General features: G+C 68.6%; 16 protein-coding genes. 9 read left to right on the top strand and 7 right to left on the bottom strand.

What is annotated here, in order from left to right:
- Nucleotides 1-10: 10 nt before the first annotated feature.
- Together H1D24_RS18630 and H1D24_RS18625 are read right to left on the bottom strand one after the other, a co-directional pair.
- Nucleotides 11-1153, bottom strand: a complete 1143-nt coding sequence (locus tag H1D24_RS18630) for an ABC transporter substrate-binding protein (protein WP_258564149.1) — start codon at nt 1151-1153, stop codon at nt 11-13.
- 239 nt (nt 1154-1392) lie between these two features.
- A complete protein-coding gene (locus tag H1D24_RS18625) occupies nt 1393-2427 on the bottom strand; it encodes a LacI family DNA-binding transcriptional regulator (protein ID WP_181658729.1) in 1035 nt (344 codons plus the stop codon).
- 233 nt (nt 2428-2660) lie between these two features.
- Here H1D24_RS18625 and H1D24_RS18620 point away from each other — a divergent pair, with 233 nt between their 5' ends.
- The 7 genes from H1D24_RS18620 (at nt 2661) to H1D24_RS18590 (ending at nt 10593) form a co-directional block, all read left to right on the top strand.
- Nucleotides 2661-3845, top strand: coding sequence for an amino acid ABC transporter substrate-binding protein (locus tag H1D24_RS18620; RefSeq protein ID WP_220136876.1), 1185 nt, complete (start codon nt 2661-2663; stop codon nt 3843-3845).
- A 7-nt stretch (nt 3846-3852) separates the two neighbouring features.
- Nucleotides 3853-4740, top strand: coding sequence for a branched-chain amino acid ABC transporter permease (locus H1D24_RS18615; protein WP_181658727.1), 888 nt, complete (start codon nt 3853-3855; stop codon nt 4738-4740).
- Nucleotides 4724-5833, top strand: coding sequence for a branched-chain amino acid ABC transporter permease (locus H1D24_RS18610; RefSeq protein ID WP_220136875.1), 1110 nt, complete (start codon nt 4724-4726; stop codon nt 5831-5833). The genes H1D24_RS18615 and H1D24_RS18610 overlap by 17 nt, the downstream gene beginning before the upstream one ends.
- A complete protein-coding gene (locus H1D24_RS18605; RefSeq protein WP_181658726.1) occupies nt 5830-6579 on the top strand; it encodes an ABC transporter ATP-binding protein in 750 nt (249 codons plus the stop codon). The genes H1D24_RS18610 and H1D24_RS18605 overlap by 4 nt, the downstream gene beginning before the upstream one ends.
- Nucleotides 6569-7441 (top strand): ABC transporter ATP-binding protein, encoded by an 873-nt coding sequence (locus tag H1D24_RS18600; RefSeq protein ID WP_220136874.1) that lies wholly within the window; start codon nt 6569-6571, stop codon nt 7439-7441. Before H1D24_RS18605 ends, H1D24_RS18600 begins: the two co-directional genes overlap by 11 nt.
- Nucleotides 7442-7505: 64 nt before the next feature.
- Complete coding sequence (locus H1D24_RS18595; RefSeq protein WP_181658725.1) at nt 7506-8471, top strand: LamG-like jellyroll fold domain-containing protein; 966 nt, start codon at nt 7506-7508, stop codon at nt 8469-8471.
- A 4-nt stretch (nt 8472-8475) separates the two neighbouring features.
- Nucleotides 8476-10593, top strand: coding sequence for a PQQ-dependent sugar dehydrogenase (locus tag H1D24_RS18590; RefSeq protein ID WP_181658724.1), 2118 nt, complete (start codon nt 8476-8478; stop codon nt 10591-10593).
- Between the two features lie 65 nt (nt 10594-10658).
- On the opposite strand, the gene H1D24_RS18585 is transcribed toward H1D24_RS18590, so the two are convergent.
- Nucleotides 10659-11627, bottom strand: a complete 969-nt coding sequence (locus H1D24_RS18585) for a metallophosphoesterase family protein (RefSeq protein WP_220136873.1) — start codon at nt 11625-11627, stop codon at nt 10659-10661.
- Between the two features lie 353 nt (nt 11628-11980).
- On the opposite strand from H1D24_RS18585, the gene H1D24_RS18580 reads away from it, so the two are divergent.
- Nucleotides 11981-12913: an SCO2400 family protein gene (locus H1D24_RS18580; protein ID WP_181658722.1), complete on the top strand. Its 933-nt coding sequence runs from the start codon at nt 11981-11983 to the stop codon at nt 12911-12913.
- 552 nt (nt 12914-13465) lie between these two features.
- Here H1D24_RS18580 and H1D24_RS18575 read toward each other — a convergent pair.
- Nucleotides 13466-14602, bottom strand: a complete 1137-nt coding sequence (locus H1D24_RS18575; protein ID WP_374064258.1) for a rhamnogalacturonan acetylesterase — start codon at nt 14600-14602, stop codon at nt 13466-13468.
- A gap of 167 nt (nt 14603-14769) precedes the next feature.
- On the opposite strand from H1D24_RS18575, the gene H1D24_RS18570 reads away from it, so the two are divergent.
- A complete protein-coding gene (locus H1D24_RS18570; protein ID WP_181658721.1) occupies nt 14770-16491 on the top strand; it encodes a rhamnogalacturonan lyase B N-terminal domain-containing protein in 1722 nt (573 codons plus the stop codon).
- Between the two features lie 6 nt (nt 16492-16497).
- Here the strand turns inward: H1D24_RS18570 and H1D24_RS18565 are convergent, their stop codons facing one another.
- Genes H1D24_RS18565 through H1D24_RS18555 form a run of 3 tightly spaced genes read right to left on the bottom strand, consistent with a single transcriptional unit; the run spans nt 16498 to nt 20315 of the window.
- Entirely contained in the window at nt 16498-17910 is a 1413-nt protein-coding gene (locus H1D24_RS18565) for a family 43 glycosylhydrolase (protein ID WP_181658720.1), read from the bottom strand.
- Nucleotides 17911-17925: 15 nt separating this feature from the next.
- Nucleotides 17926-19014, bottom strand: coding sequence for a glycoside hydrolase family 43 protein (locus H1D24_RS18560; protein WP_181658719.1), 1089 nt, complete (start codon nt 19012-19014; stop codon nt 17926-17928).
- Nucleotides 19011-20315 (bottom strand): MFS transporter, encoded by a 1305-nt coding sequence (locus tag H1D24_RS18555; RefSeq protein WP_181658718.1) that lies wholly within the window; start codon nt 20313-20315, stop codon nt 19011-19013. Before H1D24_RS18555 ends, H1D24_RS18560 begins: the two co-directional genes overlap by 4 nt.
- Nucleotides 20316-20402 lie beyond the last annotated feature (87 nt).

Genomic DNA, 20402 nt, shown 5'->3' with positions numbered 1-20402 from the left:
CGCGCCGGATTCAGATCAGGCTCGGGTCCTCCTTGTAGACCTCTTCGAGGAGCGAGAGGTCGAACAGCTTCTCCGCCGTGATGTCGACGCCGCCGTACTTCAGCGTCTGGATGTTCTCCTCGATCAGCTCCTGCGTGACCGTGAAGAGGCCGTTCTTCTTGGTGTCCGCGGTGAGGATCAGCTTGTTCTGGTCCTTCGACTCGAGGGTCTGCTCCTCGGTCGTGAGGCCGAGTCCCTTGCCGTACGTCTCGGCGGCGAGCTTCGCGCCGAGTGCCGGGTCGGCGATGCTGTCCTTCCAGCCGCGGATCTCCGCGCGAAGGAAGGCCTTGAGCAGATCGCGCTGCTTGTCGATGGTGTCCTGCCGCACGATGTACGCCTCGGACACCAGCGGGTAGCCGACATCGGCGAGCAGGAACGTCTCGACCTCGAACCCCTTCAGGCGCAGCGCGTTCGGCTCGTTGGTGACGAAGGAGAACCAGCCGTCGACCGTGCCCTGGGTGAGCGGCAGCGGGTCGAACTGCACCGGCACCTTGGTGATCTTCGACGCGTCGAGCTTGGCGGCCTTCACGAACGCCGCCCAGACCGACTCGTTGCTGGCCTGGACGCCGATCTTCTTGCCGTACATGTCCTCCGGCTTGGTGATCGGGTCCTTCGCCATCGACATGATGCAGAAGGGGTTCTTCTGGTACTGGGCACCGATGATCTTGAGCGGTGCACCCTTGACGATGGCGGCACCGGTGATGTCGGGTGCGCTGATCCCGACGAGCGCCTTCTTGGTGACGACGTCGGTCTCCATCGGGGTAGCGGAGGGACCTCCGCCGATGAGCGTGGCCTTGGAGAAGCCCTCGTCCGTGTAGTAGCCCTTGCTGTCCGCGATGTAACTCCCGGCGAACTCCACGTTCTTGATCCAGGACAGGCGCAGCGTCAGCTCTCCGAAGCCCTTCGGCCCCGAGGCCGACGACCCCGAGGACGCTGTGGAGCCGGAATCGGACCCGCAGGCCGCGAGCAGCGGGCCGCCGAACATGGCGAGTCCGCCGGCCTGGAGGCCGCGGACCAGGAACCGCCTGCGATCGATCGAAGAGCGGGCGCGCAGCGCCGGCATCCCCTCCGCGCCGGCGCGGTTCGCTCTGTTGTGTCTGTCTTCGCTGGTCATGGCACAGGTTCCTTCCCCGGCGCCAGTGAGCCCGGCGCGTGCGGAGGACAGTAGGAACGGGGTGTTGCCGAGAAGTCCCTTCTCCGTAATGGGCATGTTTCCGATTTGCCGCACACGGGAGGTTGGCGAGGTCACGCGATACCGACGAGCGGGCTCACATGGGGAAGCCGCGGTGCCGCGTCGGATCACGGCGGATCATGCGCCGGCAGCACGGCGAAGCGTGTCGCCGGGCTGATCGCTCACACCGACGGCGCAGGCCCGGTGGAGTCTCGTACCACCAGCGCATGCCCCGTCGACTTCCGGCGGGGCCGGGACGCGCGCGGCATCAGCGCCAGGCAGAGGGCCTGGCGGCCCATCTCGGCGAGGGGCAGCCGCACGGTGGTCAGGCCGGGGGCCAGGTCCGCCGCGATCGAGATGTCGTTGAATCCGGCGACCGACATCCGGTGGGGGACGGGTACGCCGTGCTCGCGGAGGGCGGAGAGGACGCCGATGGCCATGGCGTCGTTGAGTGCGACGATCGCGGTGGTGCCGGGGTGGTCGCGCAGGATCCGCTCGGCGGCGTCCCGGCCGCCGCCGCGGGTGAAGTCGGTGTGTACGACGGGCAGCCCGGCCGCCGGCAGCCCGGCCCGTTCCAGCGCGGCCGCCACCCCGGCGAGCCGGTCGGCGACGGTGGACAGGCGGGCGTCGCCCGCGGCCACGGCGATCCGGCGGTGCCCCAGCGACAGCAGATGACCGGTGACGGTCTCGGCGCCCGCCTTGTTGTCGGGGCGCACGGCGTCCGCGCCGAGGAAGTGACGGCCGATCACGGTGAGCCGGCCGCCCGAGTTCTGGAAGGCCGACAGTTCGGCCTTGGACTCGGCCTCCATGCGGGGATCGACGTATCCGGAGCCCGCGATGATGACGACGCCCACGCGCTGGGCGATCAGATGGCGGACCTGGCGCAGCTCGTTCTCCGGATCGCGGCCGGAGTGGCAGATCTGGACGATCAGGTTCTGTTCGCCCGCCACTTGGATGACCCCGCCCGCGATCTCCGAGAAGTACGGGTCGTCGACCTGATGGACGATCAGACCGACAGTCGATGCCGTTCCGCCGGCCAGGGTGCGGGCATGCGGATTGGCCACATAACCGAGCTCCTGCGAGATGCGGCGGACCCGCTCGGCCACCTCCTCGCGCACGCCGTCCCGTCCCGCGAGGGCCCGGGAGGCCGTGGTCAGTGATACGCCGGCGCGCTCGGCCACATCGGCGAGCCGTAACCGCGAACGGGGCCTTGGCATATTTCGTCACCGCCTCTGAACAGGGCTTCGGAAACTGGTCCTTGCACGACGGTTGTCCAGACCATGTGACGCGGATTACATGGTACGCAAGCGCTCGCGAAAGCGCTTTCGTGCGGACAGTGCCTGCGGACAAGGGGAGTCCAGCGATGAGCACAACCAAGCACCAGCCAAGGAGAACTGCCAGAACTGCCAGAACCACCAGAACTGCCAGTACTGCCCGGATCGCCGCCACCGTGTCCGCCGCCGCGCTGGTCGCCGCCGGCTGCGGCTCCGGCGGCGGCTCGGACGACTCGCCCGACGATCCGATCGTCATCGGTGTCTCGTTGCCGCTCACCGGGGACTTCTCGGAGCCCGGCAAGGGTGTGGAACGCGGCTACAAGGCCTGGGCGAAGATCGTCAACGACAAGGGCGGACTGCTCGGCCGCAAGGTCGAGTTGAAGATCCTGGACGACCAGTCGAACGCCGACCGGGTGGTGTCCGACTACGAGCAGCTGATCGGCAAGGACCAGGTGGATCTGGTCTTCGGCCCGTTCTCGACCCGGCTCGTGGTGCCCTCGGCCCGCGTGGCGGAGGAGTACGGCATGCTCTTCGTCGAGCCCGCGGGTGCGGCCCCGGAAGTCTTCACCCAGGGGTTCAAGAACCTCTTCTACGCGGCACCGGCCGTCGCGAACGACCACTACAACCATCTCGCCGACCACATCCTGGCGCTGCCCGAGGACAAGCGTCCCAAGTCCGTGGCGTACGCCGCGATGGACGACCCCTTCGCCCAGGGAACGGCGTACGGACTCAAGGACAAGCTGGAGAAGGGCGGCATCAAGACCGTCGCCAACGAGGTCTACCCGCCGAACACCACCGACTTCAGCAGCATCGCCGCGAAGATCGCCGCTTCGAAGGCCGACATGGTGGTGGGCGGCTCCCAGTACCAGGACGGCGTGAACCTGATCGTCGCCCTCCAGCAGCTGAACTACCAGCCGAAGATGGCCGCATTCTCCACCGCCCCCACGGAACCGGAGTTCGCCAAGGCCATCGGCAACAAGACCGAGGGCATCCTCGCGCCCACCGGATACACGCAGCACGCGGACTACCCGAGCAACAAGGAGTTCGTCGAGAAGTACACCGAGCAGTTCGGCAAGGCCCCGGAGGAGGACGAGGCCAACGCCTACACCACGGGCCAGGTAGTCGCCGCGGCCGTCGAGGCCGCCAAGTGCGCGTCGCAGGAGCCGGAATGCCAGGAGAAGCTCATCGACTGGCTGCGCGGCAACGAGGTGGAGACCGTCGTAGGACCCCTGAAGTGGGACGACAAGGGCCGCCCGCAGAGCGCGCACATGATCCAGCAGTGGGTCGACGGCGAGATCCAGATCGTGCTTCCGGAAGCACAGAAGGAAGCCGACCTGGTCTACCCCAAGCCGAAGTGGTGATGCCCGCGTGCCCTCCGCGAGTCTCGTCTTCCAGAGCATCGTCCTCGGTGTGCTGCTGGGAGGGCTCTACGCCCTCCTGGCGGCCGGCCTGACCCTGTACTTCGGCGTCATGCGCGTCGTGATGATCGCCCACTCCGCGTTTCTGATCCTCGCCGCGTATCTCGCCTGGTACGCCCACCGGGAACTCGGCGTCGACCCGCTTCTCACCCTCCTCGTCACCGTGCCGCTGTTCTTCGCGGTCGGCGTGGCCATGCAGCGGCTGCTCCTCACGCGGCTGCGCCCGGCGACGCTGACCATGATGTCGGTGCTGCTGACCTTCTCCATCGCCCTCGTCATCGAGGGGCTCCTCGGGTACGCCTTCTCCGGCACCCAGCGCCGCATCCGGCTCGGTTACTCCTCCGCCAGCCTGGAGTTCTTCGGCGCCCGCATCGCGGTGGTCAAGCTCATCGCGTTCGGGATGGCGGCGGCAGCGCTGCTCGGGCTGTATCTGCTGATGAAGCGCAGCAGGTTCGGCCAGGCGCTGCGGGCCACGATCCAGCACCGCGAGGCCGCTCAGCTGCTCGGCATCGACACCGACCGGATCGCCGGATACGGATTCGGACTCGGTCTCGCCACCGCGGCCGTCGGCGGCACGGCGCTCGCGCTGGACACCACGATCTATCCGTCGCTGCACTGGCACTGGATCGGACCGCTGATGGCGATCATCGTCGTCGGCGGCCTCGGCAGCGTGCCCGGAGCGGCCATCGCGGCCATGGCTCTCGGCATGACGCAGAGCCTGCTTCAGCTGGAGCTGAGTACGACGTGGGCGCAGACGGTGTTCTACGTCGCGCTCTTCGCCACGTTGGCCCTGCGGCCGCAGGGACTCTTCGGGGGTCGTCTTGCCCAGAGGTTCTGAAGCCCTTCGCCGCAGCGGAAGGTTCCTGCGGCTGGGAGCGCTGCTCGCCGGGATCGCGGTCGCGCTGTCCTTCCCGTCCTTCGTGCCGAGCCCGTACGAACTGACCGTGGGCATCGCCATCCTCAACTACGCGGTGCTCTCGACCTCCTGGAACTTCGTCGGTGGCTTCACCGGCTACATCTCCCTGGGCCACGGTGCCTTCGCCGGACTCGGCGCCTACGGGACGGGACTGCTGGTCACCAAGGCCGAACTGCCTTCGTTCGCCGCGCTCTTCGCCGCCGCTGCCCTGGTGGCCGTGCTCGCCGTACCCGTCGGCTATGCCGCCCTGCGGGTGCGCGGCGCGTCCTTCGTCATCGTCTCGATCGCCCTGGTGCTGATCCTGCTGCTGGTCTTCCAGAGCTGGGCCTCGTTCACCGGCGGCTCGCGCGGCCTGGTGGTGCCGCGGCCGTTCCCCGGCATGCTGCGCGCCGAGCACCACGAGGTGTTCTACTTCCTGTTCCTGGCGCTGCTCGCGGTGGCACTGCTCGCCTGGTGGATCATCGACCGGTCCCGGTTCGGCATGGGGCTGAAGGCGATCCGCGAGGACGAGGACAAGGCCCAGTCGCTGGGCACCCCCACGTACACGTACAAGCTCGTCGTCTTCGTGGTGTCCGCGACCTTCACCGCGCTGGCCGGAGGCCTCTACGGGCTGTGGTTCGGCGACCTCGACCCGGTGTTCCAGTTCTCGATCCTGAGCGGCTCCTACATGGTGCTGATGGCGCTCCTCGGCGGCGTACGGCATCTCTACGGGCCGCTGCTCGGGGCCGTGATCGTCGGGTACGGCCTCGAGTATTCCAAGGTCGAGTATGGGGACACCCCGCTGCACCTGGTCTTCGCCGGACTCCTGCTTGGCGTCGTCGTGATGTTCATGCCGGACGGCGTCATCCCGGCCGTCACCGGTCTCGTCGCCCGCGTCTTCCGGACCGGCGAGACGTCGATCCGTGAGGTCACCGCCGCCGAACTGCGGGCGGAACGCGAGGCGGACGCCCCGGACACCCCATCGGAGCGCCGGACGGACGATCAGCCGGACGGGAAGAGAGAGGTGAGGCAGTGAGCGCGGAAGAGAGCCAGGAGGGACTGGCGACCGTCGGGCTCACCAAGGCCTTCGGCGGAGTCACCGCACTGGACGCCGCCACCGTGTCCTTTCAGCACGGCAAGGTCAACGCCCTGATCGGTCCGAACGGCTCCGGCAAGACCACCTTCTTCAACTGCGTCACCGGAATGATCCGCCCGGACTCGGGCCGGGCGACGTACCGCGGCCGGGACATCACCGGCAAGCCGCCGCACCGGATCGCGCGGGCCGGGATCGGGCGCTCCTTCCAGCTGTGCCGCGTCTTCCCACGGATGACGGTGCTGGACAACCTGCTCGTCGGCGCCCGGCCCGGGAATCTCGCCGCCCAGCTCGCGGGCGCCCGTAAACGCGAGGAGGTGGAGCGGGCCCGGGGCTGGCTCACCCGGATGGGCATCGAGCACTTGGAGAACGCGGAGGCCCGCAACCTCTCCTGGGGGCAGCAGAAGCTCCTCGAACTGGCCGGGGTGCTGATGAGCGATCCCGATCTGATCCTGCTGGACGAACCGGCGGGCGGAGTGAACCCCGCGCTGATCGACCGTATCTGCGATCTGGTGCGCGAACTCAACGCCGAGGGCAGGACGTTCCTGATCGTCGAACACAACATGGACATGGTGATGAGTCTCAGTGACCACGTCGTCGTGTTCGACCGCGGCCGACCGATCGCGGAAGGCCCGCCCTCGGTGATCCAGTCCGACGAACGAGTCCTCGGGGCATACCTTGGCGTCTGACTCTGTCTCCCCTGTCTCCGGATCTGTCTCCCCTGCTTCCGGCTCTGTCTCCCCGGATTCCGGATCTGTCTCCCCCGATTCCGGATCTGTCTCCGACCCTGTCTCCTCCGCCTCCGACTTCCTCCTCGAACTCGACGACATCCGCGCCGGATACGGACGGGCGGCCCTGGTGCTGCGCGGCCTGACGGTGCGGGTGCCCGCCGGAGCCGTCGTCTGCCTGGTCGGACCGAACGGCGCGGGCAAGTCGACCGTGCTGAAGGTGGCCAGCGGGCTGCTGGCGCCGCGCTCCGGCCGGGTCCTGGTCGACGGCGAGGACGTCACCGGCCGCGGGCCGCAGCGACTGCTCGCCGCGGGAGTGGCCCATGTCCTCCAAGGCCACAGCGTCTTCCGCGAGATGACGGTCGCCGAGAACGTGCTCCTCGGCGGCTACACGATCAAGGACAAGGCGGTCGTCGCCGAGCGGGTCGAGTTCGTACGCGACCTCTTCCCCCTCGTCGCCGAGCGCTGGACGAGCCTCGCCGGGCTGCTCTCCGGTGGGCAGCAGAAGCAGGTGGAGTTCGCCCGCTCGCTGATGGTCAGGCCCAGGGTGGTGCTGCTCGACGAGCCGTCCATGGGGCTCGACCCGAAAGCGACGAGCATCGTCTTCGACCAGATCGTACGGATGCGGGAGGCGGGCACGGCCGTGCTGCTCGTCGAGCAGAACGCCCGCCGCGCCCTGGAGACCGCCGACATCGGATGCGTACTGGACCTCGGCCGTGTCCATATCACCGGGCCCGCACGTGAGTTGCTCGCCGACCCGCAGCTCGGCGAGCTCTATCTCGGGGGGCGGCCGGCGCAGCCTCCCGCCTCGCCCAAGCGGTGAAGGCGGTGACCTGTCACCGCCACGCACCACTGCTCGGACCACTGCTCGCAAAGGAGCGAGTGACATGTTCAAGCGCAGACGGTACGCGGGAGCGGCGCTCGCCGCTCTCCTGACAGCCTTCACGGCTCTGGCGGCGGCACCGGCCGGGGCCCGCGACGACGGCGGGCCACCGCCCGCCGTACATCCCGGACTCAGACCCCACCTCGCCGCTCACTACGACTTCGAACATCCCGTCGCCGACAGCCCCTCCCGGGAACAGGACCAGGGCTTCTCCGGCACCGACATCGACCTCGTCAACGGCGGCGCGCAGATGCGCACGGCCGACGGAGCACACCGCGGCAGCCGGACGTCCGTCCAGGTCAAGCAGGTGAATCCGGACGCGGCGGGCAACGACGACTGGAAGGCCGGTGTGTACGGGCCTTCCGGCGTGCCGAGCCTGAACGCCTTCAACTCTGTCAAGGGGACCACCGTCATGGGGTGGTTCAAGATGACCGGCCAGAACCCCAGCCCCAACACCAACACGGCGAACCCGAGCGACCTGTTCAACGCCATCGGCCTGGCCGGGGTCCTCTCCGGGGACTCCGACGGCCACGCGGTCCGCGCCCTGCTGGAACTCATCAACGTGAACGGCGAGCTGCGCCTCGTGGCCCTCGGCCGGCGTATCGACGGCGCGAGCTCCCAGACCTTCGCCGCCTCCCAGGACTGGCGCACCCTGCTGCCGCCCGACGAGTGGGTCTTCCTCGCCGCGACCTTCGACTTCAACACCGGCGCCATGGCGCTGTACCGCAACGGCGAGCCGCTGGACGGCTTCTACGCACTGTCCGGCGATCCGTGGGACCTCGCAGGTCCCGGGCCGCACCGCACCTCCGACACCGACCCCCGGGGCATCAAGATCGGCGGCAGCTTCCCGCAGGACACACGCGAGCAGAACCCCTGCAACTGCCGCATGGACGACCTGATGTTCCTGGACCACGCCGTGGACGGCGACCTGATACGGGGTCAGTACCGACTGGTGACCACGAAGGAGTGACACCATGCCCAGACCCGCCGACGTACCAAGACCCTCCAACAGCCTGCACAGACCGCTCCTGCTGATCCCCTTCCTCGCACTCGCCCTGGTCCTCTCCGCCCTGGTGGCCCTGCCCGCCCCCACGGCGCGGGCTGCGGAGGCCCTCACGGACCCCATACCCGAGCGGCCCGCGGCCTCCGGCATCGGGCTGACCGTCGAGGAGTTCGCCTCCTTCCCGAAGACCGATCCGCCCCCGGGACCGGTCACCGATCCACGGCTGGTCCGCCACGCCCGTATCAACTACCTGAGCGAACTCCCCGACGGATCGGGCCGCATGGCCGTCCCCGACCTCAACGGCAAGCTCTACCTCGTCGAAGACGGCAAGCCGCACGTTTATCTGGACATCGCCGCCACCTTCGCCCCCGCCTTCTTCGCCAGCCGCGGCCTCGGCCAGGGCTTCGGCTTCGTCACCTTCGACCCCGGCTTCAAGAAGAACGGCCGCTTCTACACCGTCCACACCGAAGCCGCCACCGCCACCACCGCCCAGCCCGACATGCGGCAGGCCACGAACACCAACTTCCACGGCATCATCACCGAGTGGACCGCCGACGACCCCGCCGCCGACACCTTCAGCGGCACCCGCCGCGAACTCCTCCGCATCGGGTTCACGGGCCAGATCCACGGCATCCAGCAGATCGACTTCAACCCGACCGCCCAGCCCGACGACAAGGACTACGGACTGCTGTACGTCGCCGTCGGCGACGGCGGCCAGGGAGCCAGAAACACCGAGCCGCAGAACCTGTCGCGGCCGCACGGCAAGATCCTGCGCATCGACCCGCGCGGCAGCGACAGCGCCAACGGCAAGTACGGCATCCCGGCCGCCAACCCGTTCACCGGCACACCGGGCGCGCTGGGCGAGATCTACGCGTACGGCATGCGCGACCCGCACCGCTTCAGCTGGGACCCGGCCGGGAGCCACCGGATGTATCTGGGCCATATCGGCGAGCACGCCATCGAGTCGGTCTACGAGGTGCGCGCGGGCGACAACCTCGGCTGGAGCGAACGCGAAGGCGCCTTCGTCTTCGACAAGACGGCCACCGATCCCTGCGCCCGCATCCTCCCGCTCCCCGAGGACGACGCACGGTACGGCTACACGTACCCCGTGGCCGCCTACGACCATGACCCGCCCGCCGGCTGGAACTGCACCTCCGACGTCGGACGGGCCATCGTGGGTGGCTTCGTCTACCGCGGGCAGTCAATGCCGGAGCTGCAGGGCGCGTACATCTTCGGCGACCTCGTCGACGGCCGGCTGCTCTACGCCGAGTCCGCGAAGCTGCGGAGGGGCAGCGGGGACCTCGCGCCCCTCTACGAGCTCATGGTGTACGACGAGAGCGGCAAGCGCGTGACGATGCAGGACCTGGCCGGTGACGACCGGGTCGACCTGCGATTCGGCCGCGACGCCGAGGGCGAGCTCTATCTGCTCTCCAAGGCGAACGGCAAGATCTGGAAGGTCACCGGCACGCGGACGTTCGCCTCCTGCGACACCGGCGACACCAAGGTCGCCGACGTCATGGGCGCGGAGAACTGGGCCCCGGTGACGCCCGCCAAGTGGCGTTTCCCGGGCAGTGAGGTGATCCTCGCCGAAGCCGGAGCCCAACGCCCCGGCCCTCGGCGGCCGTTCGAGTACGCCGTGCTGACCGCCGGTCCCCGCTTCGGGCCGGTACGGATCGAGGGCGAGGTGCGCCTCGACACCCCGGTCGAAGTCACCAACCGGGACGTGATCATCGTGTTCGGCCATCAGTCGGACACGAAGTTCAATTATGCGCATCTCTCGACGGACAACACGATCTATCCGCACAACGGGATCTTCGTGGTGAACGATGCCGACCGGAAGCGGATCGAGGACCAGTGGAACGGCCGCACCGGCGCGCCACCGGCCATCACGGACACGGCCTGGCACACCGTGCGCGTGGTGCACTGCCCCGGCACCGGTGAGATCGCGGTCTACGTCGACGGGTCGAACCGGCCCCTGATGACCGCCGTCGACACGACGCTGACCTCCGGCCGGGTCGGCTTCGGGTCGTTCGACAACATCGGGCGGCTGCGCGAGTTGAAGGTCACGGGAACGCCGATTGCCGAATGACAGTGCGTCGTCGGCCCCTGGTCACAGTGGACAGGGGCCGACGACGGCACGTTCGGAAAGATGACTCAGAAGGTGAAGGGCACCCGCGTCCATGCCAGGACCTGCTTGCTTCCCGGGTCGACGGTGACCTTCAGGTAGTTGGTGCCGTTGTTCGACCCGTCGACGGTGACGCGGGAGAGGTTCGGGGCGGCGGTCGTGACGCCGTAGAAGGCGAGCCACTTGGAGCCGGTGTCCAGCGGCTTGTCGCTGTTGTAGACGTGGCTGTCGCCGTTGAGCAGGTACACCTGCCCGTCGAACCGGGCCGACTCCTCGGCGATCGTCCGGACGATCGGCTGGAACGCGTCGTAGTTGGCGAAGGCGGGGTCCGTGACGGTCGGGTCGAACATGTCGGCCTGAGTGAGCAGGGTGACCGCCTTGTTGTGGTGACGGCGGGCCTGGTCGAAGGTGTCGCGGATCAGCTGCACGGCCGCGGCCGTACGTCCCTTGACCTCCGCGGCCTGCTCGGGCGTCGCCGCGGTGCTGCCCGTCCACGGCGCCATGCCGTTGTTGCTGCCGACGATGTGCACGGCTGCGAACGCCACACCGGCTCGCCGGTACGAGACGTTCTCGGGGTAGCCCGCCTCGGCCCCCGAGGCCACGCGGACACTGTCCTGCCCTAGCGTCCAGCCCGGCCGGGCGAAGAACACGTCCCGGATGGCGTCCAGCCGCTCCAGCGGGTTGTACGGTCCCGCGCTGGGCCGGTGGCAGTCGGTCCACTCGTTGTCGCCGGGCGTGTAGACCAGCGGATCCTCGAACTTGTCGAACTCCGACCTGATGAACCGGAAGTACTCGTCGCTGCAGCGGGTCGAGCCGCTCTTGATGTCACCGAGGTGGCCCACGAGTTGTACATCAGGGTCGGCGTTGATCTGGGCCACGACCTTCGGGAACTCGGCGGCCTGGGCGTCGCCGTACGGGATGTCGCCGATCACCGCGAAGGTGAAGGGCCGGTCTTCAGGCCCGGCGGACGCAGGCTGGGCCGAAAGAGCAAGGGACAACGCACTGAGGGCAATCGCTGCCGAAGCGGCACGGCGCCACGATCTCATCGCACATCCTCCTGGTGGTCTGCGGCCCGCCAATGTCCCGACATGGCGTGAACTGACGGCCCGTACCAGGAGGGCGAGGAGTGAACAACATCCGAGGGGACGGCATACGGCATCGAGCGCCGCGTCGCGCACCCCGGAGAGTCGCCGCAGGGCTGACCGACGCACAACCTTTGCACAAGCACCACAGGGGCTTCGCAAAGCCTTCGGCAGGTGACGTTACCGTTGCTGCGCGTTCGATCCCGCGTGCGAACTGAAAAGCTCGCCGGTGCCGCCCCTGGTGGCGCAGACAGCACAGAAAGATCGCGATGGACTACTGCGACTCATGCCGTCGGACCCTCAACGGGGCACTGGTGTGCCCTGGGTGCGGCGCATACGCGCCGGACATCGCCCCGCCGAGCCATCGCCGCCCCCGCGCCGCAGCGCCGATTGCGCCGATCTTCGACCCCGGTGCCGCGTTCGACACCGAGACGGCGGCCTTCGGTACCGAGAGGACAGCCTTCCGCGCCGACACAGAGCGCTTCTCCAGCGATACGGAAAGCTTCCGTATCGGCGCGGAGGGCCTCCGTGACGACGCGGAGAGCCTCCGTATCGACGGGGCTGAGGGCGCGAGCGCGGAGGACGCGGCGGACGATCTGCAGACCGGCAGCTCCGAGTACGCCGTCCCGGCCGGCTCCGGCGCTCAGGCCCGTACGGGCCGTGCTGCCCGGCGGCGCCAACTGGCGCTGTGGAAGAAGAAGCGGCGCCGTGCCGCTGTCGTGTCGGCGGTGGCTATCGTCGGCGGCGGGCTGACGATCGCCGCACTGCCGGACGGACCGTCCGGCGGCCCCGCACGGGCGGCATCGGCCCCGGACCCGGCACCCTGGGCCACCGAAGCGGACGCAGGCCCGTCGGAGGCCAAGCCTGCCGCCCGCGATCACAGCGCCGACGCCGACCCGGACAAGGCCGACACCCCGCCGAGGGCCGCCACTCCGGAGCCGACCGCCACCCCGACGACGAGTCGGCCGCGGAACACCGCCGCTACCGCTGCCCGCCCCACCCCCACCACAAGCCCGCAGCCGCGCACGACACCGGCGACGAACGGCGAAGAGCCCTCCCAGCAGAGCGACGCGGCGCCCCGGACGACCACGCCTTCGGCGGAGACGACGTCCGGCCCCGCCCAGGACACGCCCACTACGGACCCCGCTCCGACTGCGACCTCACCGGTGCACGTCTGCCTGCTCGTCCTGTGCGTGGGCTGATCACATAGCGCATGGGCTGATCACATGCGCGAGCGCTGATCCCGCCGGGCGGCCTCAGGCCGCTCGCGGGCATGGAAATGACCTACGAGACGGGCTCCCTTCGCCGGTATTGCCCGGATCAGGTGACTGGGGGTCGCCTTCCAGTCTTTGGACCTCTCGGTCCTCCGACCTTCAGGCCTCTCAGCCCGACCGTCGACGTCGGCCTCAGCGGAAGCCGAAGCTTCTCGCCAAAGTCGGCTACAACGGTCGAACTCCCTCGCTCGTCCCGTAGGCCACTTCCTAGAATAACCCTCTCTGGGCAGGATGAAAGACCCTAAATAGTGATTTTTTACCCCAATCTCGCGGCATCGCGGCGGCACCTGCTCCCGATAGTTCCGTAACAGGCGGAATAGAGGAGACAGCTGTAATGGATGTGACACCCGCGAAAGGTGAGCCGAATGGGGAGATATCTCTTCAAAGTGAAATTAATCCTGGACGGCCTGATGAGAAGTTGAGGTGCCGTCCAGGTGGAGGGCTGTTCGCGTCCCGCCGCTCAGGGGGCAGGGGGGCCGGCTACTCCGCGATGGCGCCCGGAGCCAGAACCCTGTCGTCGACCAGGTGCTGGGCGCGCAGTTCGCCCAGCACCAGCGTCGCGTACTCGGTGGCGCCGCGCACCGATGTGTGGGTGTTGTCGCGCTTCTCGTTGTAGAGGTACAGCGCCTTGGACGCCTCGGGGCCCAGTTCCTCGACGCGCTGCTTGGTGAGTGCCGTGAGGTCGATCAGCGGAACGTCCAACTCGGCGGACAGGGACCGCATTTCAGCCGGTAGGTCGACGCCGAGGCCGTTGACGAGCAGAGCCGTGCCGTTGTTCAGGGTGCCGTCCGAGTTGAACCAGCGGCGCACGATGGGCGTGACGAGCACGGGCGTGCCGCCACGCTCGCGCACCGACTCGATCATGGTGGTGAGGTTGGCGCGATAGACGTCCCGGGGCGTCTGCTTGTCGTTGTGCGCGAGCTGGATCAGCACCAGGTCGTCATGGCGTACGCGTTCCAGGGCGGCAGGGAACAGCGCCGGATTGTCCAGTACGGACTGTGAACCCTCCCCGGAATCCGCGTAGTTGGCGACCGCGATGCCGCGCCGCAGATACTGCGGCAGCTGCTGGCCCCATCCCGAGTACGGGTCGCCGGGCTGGTCGCAGACGGTGGAGTCGCCGACCAGAACGATCTTCGGGGTCCCCGGGGCCGGGACCACCTTGAGCGAGTCGAGCTTCGGTGACGCGCCGCCGAGGTACAGATCGAGTCCCGGGCTGCCGGCCGGGCCTGTGGGCTCGCCCTCGGGGGTGCGGACGTCGACGGTGAAGGTGCGTCTGACCTTCTCCCCCGCCGCCGTCGCCGTCTCGGCGAGCAGCGTCCGGCGCGTCTCGGCGGTGACGGAGGTGCTGCCCGCCTCGTCACCGCCAAGGGTGACGATCACGGTGTAGGTACCGGGGGCGACGTCGGCGTGGCACACGACGGGTGCGGTGCCGGTGCAGTCGGGCGCGATCGCGCGCGCTTGGGCTTGGGCTTGGGCATCGACATCCGCATCGGCATGGGCGACGGGCGCGGCTCCCAGCGCGGTTGCGGCGGTCAGGGTGGCCAGCAGTGCGGTACCGGCTCGGCGCATGGCTGTCTCCTCGGGCGGCTCGGGCGGCTCGGGCAGCGGAATGGGCATGACAGATCCTTCGCCGGGACCATACGCCCCGGAAGCAAGCGCTTTCTAGAGGGTGAAGCGGCCAAATCCGACAGGCAACCTTTCGCGCCCCGGCAACCTCTTCACGTCCGACGGCAACCACAGATCGTCACGCCCACCCCCCACCCCCAGCACCAAGGAGCACCACCGTGTCGCAGCAGCAGCCCTCGCCGCCGTCCGACCGCCACCCCACACCGCCGTCCCATCGCCGCGTCGGCCGCCGGAAGTTCATCATCGGCGCCGGAGCGGCAGCCGGTGCCGCCGTCACCGGTGGCACCGTCCTCGCGCAGCAGGCGAGCGCCGCCACCTTCGGCTGGTCCGACGACGGCTCGAACTACGTGATCGACACCGGCGCCAACCTCGTCTTCAAGGTCAGCAAGAACAACGGCGACCTGACATCGCTGGTCTACAAGGGCACGGAGTACCAGGGCTACGGAGGCATGAACTCGCACATCGAGTCAGGCCTCGGCAGCTCCACGGTCAGCATCAAGCAGTCCGGCTCGACGATCCTCGTCTCCGTCGCCTACGGCACGCTCAAGCACTACTACGCGGCCCGCAGCGGCGAGAACAACGTCTACCTGTGGACCAACAAGGCCGACTCGTCGGTGTCGGCGACCCGCTACATCCTGCGCGTCAAGAAGGGCCTGTTCCTCAACGACGAGCCCGACTCCTACACGTACACGAACAGCACCATCGAGGCCTCGGACGTGTTCGCGAAGTCCGACGGCCAGACCCGCTCGAAGCACTACTCCAAGCGCCGGGTGATGGACTACGACCACATCGGCTGGTCCTCCGGCGGCGTCGGCCTGTGGATCGTGCGCAGCAACCACGAGAAGGCCTCCGGCGGTCCCTTCTACCGCTCCCTCCTACGCCACCAGAGCGCGGACGGCGGCGGCCTGTACGAGATCCTGTACTACGCCCAGAGCCAGACCGATGCCCAGCGGTTCGGCCTCCAGGGCCCGTACGTCATCGCCTTCACGGACGGCAGCGCGCCCTCCTCGTCGCTGTTCCCGGGCACCCTCACCACCCCGTGGGCGGACTCGCTCGGCATCTCCGGGTACGTACCGGCGAGCGGGCGGGGCAGGGTCGCGGGCGTCGGCATCGCGGGCCGGAACACGTCGTACCCGTACACGGTGGGGCTGGCCAACTCGGCGGCCCAGTACTGGGGTTCCGCCCGCGCCTCGGACGGCTACTTCTCCATCGGAGGTGTGCTGCCGGGCACGTACACCCTCACCGTCTACAAGGGCGAACTCGCCGTCCACACCGCGTCCGTGACGGTGAGTGCGGGCGCCACGACCACCCTCAACACGCTCACCATCCCGTCCTCCAACGACCCGGGCAACGCGAGCGCCATCTGGCGGATCGGCGACTGGAACGGCACCCCGAGCGGCTTCAAGAACGCCGAGCTGATGACGTACGCGCATCCGTCCGACGCCCGGGCCGCCTCCTGGACCGGCAACGTGGTGATCGGCAGCGGCAGTGAGACGTCGGCCTTCCCCTGCTACCTCTGGAAGGACGTCAACAGCGGGATCATCGTCTACTTCAAGCTGACCGCGGCGCAGGCCGCCGCCGCGCACACCCTGCGCATCGGCGTGACGACGGCCTTCTCGAACGGCCGGCCGCAGGTCGTCGTCAACGACGCATGGACGTCGGCGATCCCCTCACCGCCCACCCAGCCGAGCACGCGGTCCCTGACCTGCGGCTCGTACCGGGGCAACAACCACACGTTCACCTACAGCATCCCGGCGAGTGCCTGGAGGACGGACACCAGCCAGTACAACACCCTGAAGATCAACGTGGTGAGCGGCTCGGGATCGACGGGCTATCTCAGCGCGGGCACGTCGGTCGACGCGATCGACCTGCTGCTCTAGCGGTTGTCATGTGCCGCGCGTCCACTGCTGGTTGGTTCCTCCGTTGCAGGTGTAGGTGATGATCGCGGCGGAGTTGGCGGTGGACGCGCCGTTCACGTCCAGGCACTCGCCGGTCGCGCGGGATATGACGTTGACGTAGGAGCCGGTGGTGGTGAGCGACCACTGCTGGCTGGTCGCGGAGGCGTTGCAGTTCTCCTGCGTGACCGTGGTGGCGTTCTCCTGCACGCACAGGGAGCTGCCCCGGACCATCAGCTGGTAGTAGCCGCTGCCGACGGACTTGAACCAGTACTTCTGGTTGTTGCCGCCGTTGCAGTCGTACTGCTTGATCTGGGCTCCCTGCCACAGCGACTGGCTGGTCACGTCGGCGCACTTGGAGGAGTGGCGGGCGATCAGCGTGTTGTACGTGGCGCTCGTGCCGGTTACGGTCCCGGTTGCCGTGTCGACGGTGACCTCCGGGGACCAGGACATGGACATCGAGGTGGAGGTCGGGAAGGTCAGCGGCAGCCAGACGTAGCGGGAGTCGTTGACGGTCCCGCCGAAGGAGTTGCCCCAGCGGTCGCCCATGTAGAGATACGAGGTGCCTGAACTCCCCTGCACGGGCAGGACGTACGTCGTCTGCGAGCCGTATGCCGTGGAGTCGCCGGTGTTAGCCATCGCCGACCAGGGACCGGCGAGGTTCGTGGCCGTGGCGTACTGCTGCTGGTTGGGGCTCCAGCCGGTGGCGCCCGACGTCAGCATGAAGTAGACGCCGTTCCGCTTGAACAGGGCCGGGGCCTCGCGGTGGCCGCCCGGCCAGGGGTTGGCGACCAGGCTCTCGATACCGGTGTAGTCGGCGGTGAGCCGGTAGATGTGCAGGTCGTAGTTCTCGCGCGCCGCGGAGATCATGTAGCCGGTGCCGTCGGTGTCGACGAAGACTGTGATGTCGCGGGACATGTGCTGGCCGAGGGGGCGGAAGCTGCCCTGCCAGGTGTAGTTCCCATCGACGGTGTCGGAGACGGCGACGGCGGCGCGGGCCTCGCTGTAGTCGGAGCCGTTCTCCTTGTGCATCCACATCACGAACTTGCCGGTGGCCGCGTTGTACATGACCTTCGGCCGCTCGATGTTGGCCACGGCGAGTTCCGGGTCGGTGGACTGGGTCAGGACGTGGCCCCGGAACTCCCAGTTCTTCAGGTCGGTGGAGCGGTAGGCGTCCACGTACCGGAAGGTGTTGTCGGCGTTGCGGTGCTCGCCGAACCAGTAGTAGTACGAGCCGACCTTGATGACGCCGCCGCCGTGCGCGTGGACGGCGGCGCCGGACGTGTCCGTGAACTGCGTGCCGTTGGTGATGGTCCCCGGTGCCGCCGAGGCCGGGCCGGCCGTCGCTAACGCGGCGGCGACGGCACAGCACAGGGCGAGGAAGATCGCATACGCACGTCTCATCTCAGGCGCTCTCCTTCAGTGAGTGGCGGGCGAAGTAGCACCGTGGACGGCGGTGTCCGCGAGCGGGATGCCGAAGTCCGGGGTGCCGTCGGCGTTCCAGCCGAGCGGCTGGATGCGGGTGTGGCGGTTGGGGTCGTTCAGCGGCTCGCCGGTGATCTCCTTGTACTGGCGGGCGTGGTAGACGAGGACGTCGGTGCGGCCGTCCTCGGCGACCGTGAAGCAGTTGTGCCCCGGCCCGTACTGCTTCGTCGTGTCGTTGCTGGTGAAGACGGGGGTCGGCGACTTGGTCCAGGAGGCCGGGTCCATCAGGTCGCTGTCGTCGTGGGCGGTGAGCAGGCCGAGGCAGTAGTGGTGGTCGGTCGCGGATGCCGAGTACGACATGAGGACGCGGCCGCCCCGCTGGATGACGGACGGGCCCTCGTTGACCTTGTGTCCGATGCACTCCCAGTCGTACTCGGGTGTGGTGAGACGAATCTGCGGGCCGGTCAGTGTCCAGGGGTTCGCCATCGCGGAGAGGAAGACGCCCGTGTTGTTGTCCATGCCGGGCTCGTACTGCGCCCAGGCGAGATAGCGGGTGCCGCGGTGGGTGAAGGTGGTGGCGTCGAGCGAGAAGGTGTCCCAGGCGGTGGTGATCTGCCCCTTCTCCGTCCAGCTGTCCTCGAAGGGGTCGGCGGCGGTGTTCTCCAGGACCCAGATGCGGATCTTCCACTCGTCTTCCGCGGGCGCGGCGGCGAAGTAGATGTACCACTTGCCGTCGATGTAATGGATTTCTGGCGCCCAGATGTGCGCGCCCGTGTCACCGGTCGTGTGCTTCTTCCAGATCACAGACTCCGGGGCGTCGGTCAGCCCGCGCAGGGTGCGGGAGCGCCGCAGGATGATCCGGTCGTACTCGGGAGCGGTCGCGGTGAAGTAGTAGTGGCCGTCGGTGTGGCGGTGGACGTGGGGGTCGGCGCGGTTGGGGACGAGCGGGTTGGCGTAGGACGCGCCCTCGGCGCCGGCCGGCGATGCGGCGGCCTCGCCGACGGCCGGCACGGTGGTGAAGGCGCCCACGGCCGGGGCTCCCTTCAGCACCGGTTCCCGGCGGGGGACTTCGCTGTGGCTCATGCGGTCTGCCTTTCCGGCTGGGGAGTGGTCGGAACGGAAGCACGAGGGGTCAGCGCGCGGCGCAGCAGCGGGACGGCGAGCAGCCCCAGGACCGCGATCGCGAGCAGGAACATCAGGCCGGTGAGTGCGCTGCCGGTGGAGTCGACGACCGCCGCGATGCCGAGCGGTCCGAATCCGCCGCCGAGGTTCCCGACCGCGTTGACAGCGGCGATGCCGGCAGCCGCCGCCACGCCGGTCAGGAAACGCGGGATGAGCGCCCAGAATGCGGGCTGCGCGGCGTAGCCGCCGACGGCGGCCGCGCACAGGCCGAGCATCTGGACGACGGGCGAGCCGAAGAGCGCGGCGACGGTGAACCCTGCGATGGTCAGGGCGAGCATCGCTGCGATCCACACGTACGGGGTGTCATGACGGGCCACGAGGCGCGGCACCACGACCAGGCCGACGGCGACGCACACGTACGGGATGGCCGAGACGAAGCCGACCTGAGTGCCCGTCAGGTCACCGAACCCGTCGATGATGGTCGGGAGCCAGAACGACAGCCCGTAGGTGGAGAGCGGGAACGCCAGGAAGAACACCGCCGCTGTCAGGACGCGGCGGTCTCGGAGCACCGCGAGGGTGCGGTGCGGCTGTGCGCCCGCCTCCGCCTGGTCGGCGGCGAGCACGTCGGTCAGCCACTGCTTCTCGTCCGGGGCCAGCCAGCGCGCCTGCTCCGGGCCGGCGGGCAGCAGGGCCAGGACGAGCGGGGCGACCAGCACGGCGGGGATGCCGGTGGCGAGGAACACCCACTGCCAGCCGTCGAGGCCCCATGTCCCGTCGAGGTCCATGAGCGCGCCCATGAGGGGATTGCCGATGATGAACGACGCGGGGGCCGCGAGCATGAACGCACCGATGGCGCGGCCGCGGTGGCTGCCGGGGAACCAGCGGGACAGGTAGTAGAGCACCCCGGGGAAGAACCCGGCTTCGGCCGCGCCGAGCGCGAAGCGCGCCAGGTAGAACTGCCATGTGGTGTGCACCAGCGTGGTGGCGACCGTGACGAGGCCCCAGGTGACGAGGATGCGCGCGATCCACCGGTGGGCGCCGACGCGGTGCAGCATGAGGTTGCTGGGCACCTCGAAGAGTGCGTACGCGGTGAAGAAGAAGACCTGTCCCAGGGTGAAGGCGGTGGCGCTGACGTCGAGTTCGGCCTGGAGCTCCAGTTTCGCAAAGCCGACGTTCGAGCGGTCGATGTATGCGATCACATACAGCAGCCCCAGGAAAGGCAGCAGTCGCCAGGCGGCCTTGCCCAGCACGTTGCGCTCCATTACGCGCGTCTCCTCACACCCCGCGGTTCGAAATCCCGAACCGCATCTGTCATTCCGAACGCCGAAACCGTACGGGCGGGTTAAGGG

The sequence above is a fragment of the Streptomyces himalayensis subsp. himalayensis genome (assembly GCF_013778455.1).
Taxonomy (GTDB): domain Bacteria; phylum Actinomycetota; class Actinomycetes; order Streptomycetales; family Streptomycetaceae; genus Streptomyces; species Streptomyces himalayensis.
Note: the sequence above shows the minus strand (reverse complement) of the source record. Positions and strands in the feature narration are given on the sequence as shown.

What these genes read in the sequence shown, in the direction of transcription:
- H1D24_RS18625 (WP_181658729.1), bottom strand. Translation starts at nt 2,427, where the DNA reads ATGCCAAGGCCCCGTTCGCGGTTACGGCTCGCCGATGTGGCCGAGCGC.
- H1D24_RS18580 (WP_181658722.1), top strand. Translation starts at nt 11,981, where the DNA reads ATGGACTACTGCGACTCATGCCGTCGGACCCTCAACGGGGCACTGGTG.
- H1D24_RS18555 (WP_181658718.1), bottom strand. Translation starts at nt 20,315, where the DNA reads ATGGAGCGCAACGTGCTGGGCAAGGCCGCCTGGCGACTGCTGCCTTTC.
- H1D24_RS18590 (WP_181658724.1), top strand. Translation starts at nt 8,476, where the DNA reads ATGCCCAGACCCGCCGACGTACCAAGACCCTCCAACAGCCTGCACAGA.
- H1D24_RS18565 (WP_181658720.1), bottom strand. Translation starts at nt 17,910, where the DNA reads ATGAGACGTGCGTATGCGATCTTCCTCGCCCTGTGCTGTGCCGTCGCC.
- H1D24_RS18595 (WP_181658725.1), top strand. Translation starts at nt 7,506, where the DNA reads ATGTTCAAGCGCAGACGGTACGCGGGAGCGGCGCTCGCCGCTCTCCTG.
- H1D24_RS18575 (WP_374064258.1), bottom strand. Translation starts at nt 14,602, where the DNA reads ATGCCCATTCCGCTGCCCGAGCCGCCCGAGCCGCCCGAGGAGACAGCC.
- H1D24_RS18630 (WP_258564149.1), bottom strand. Translation starts at nt 1,153, where the DNA reads ATGACCAGCGAAGACAGACACAACAGAGCGAACCGCGCCGGCGCGGAG.
- H1D24_RS18560 (WP_181658719.1), bottom strand. Translation starts at nt 19,014, where the DNA reads ATGAGCCACAGCGAAGTCCCCCGCCGGGAACCGGTGCTGAAGGGAGCC.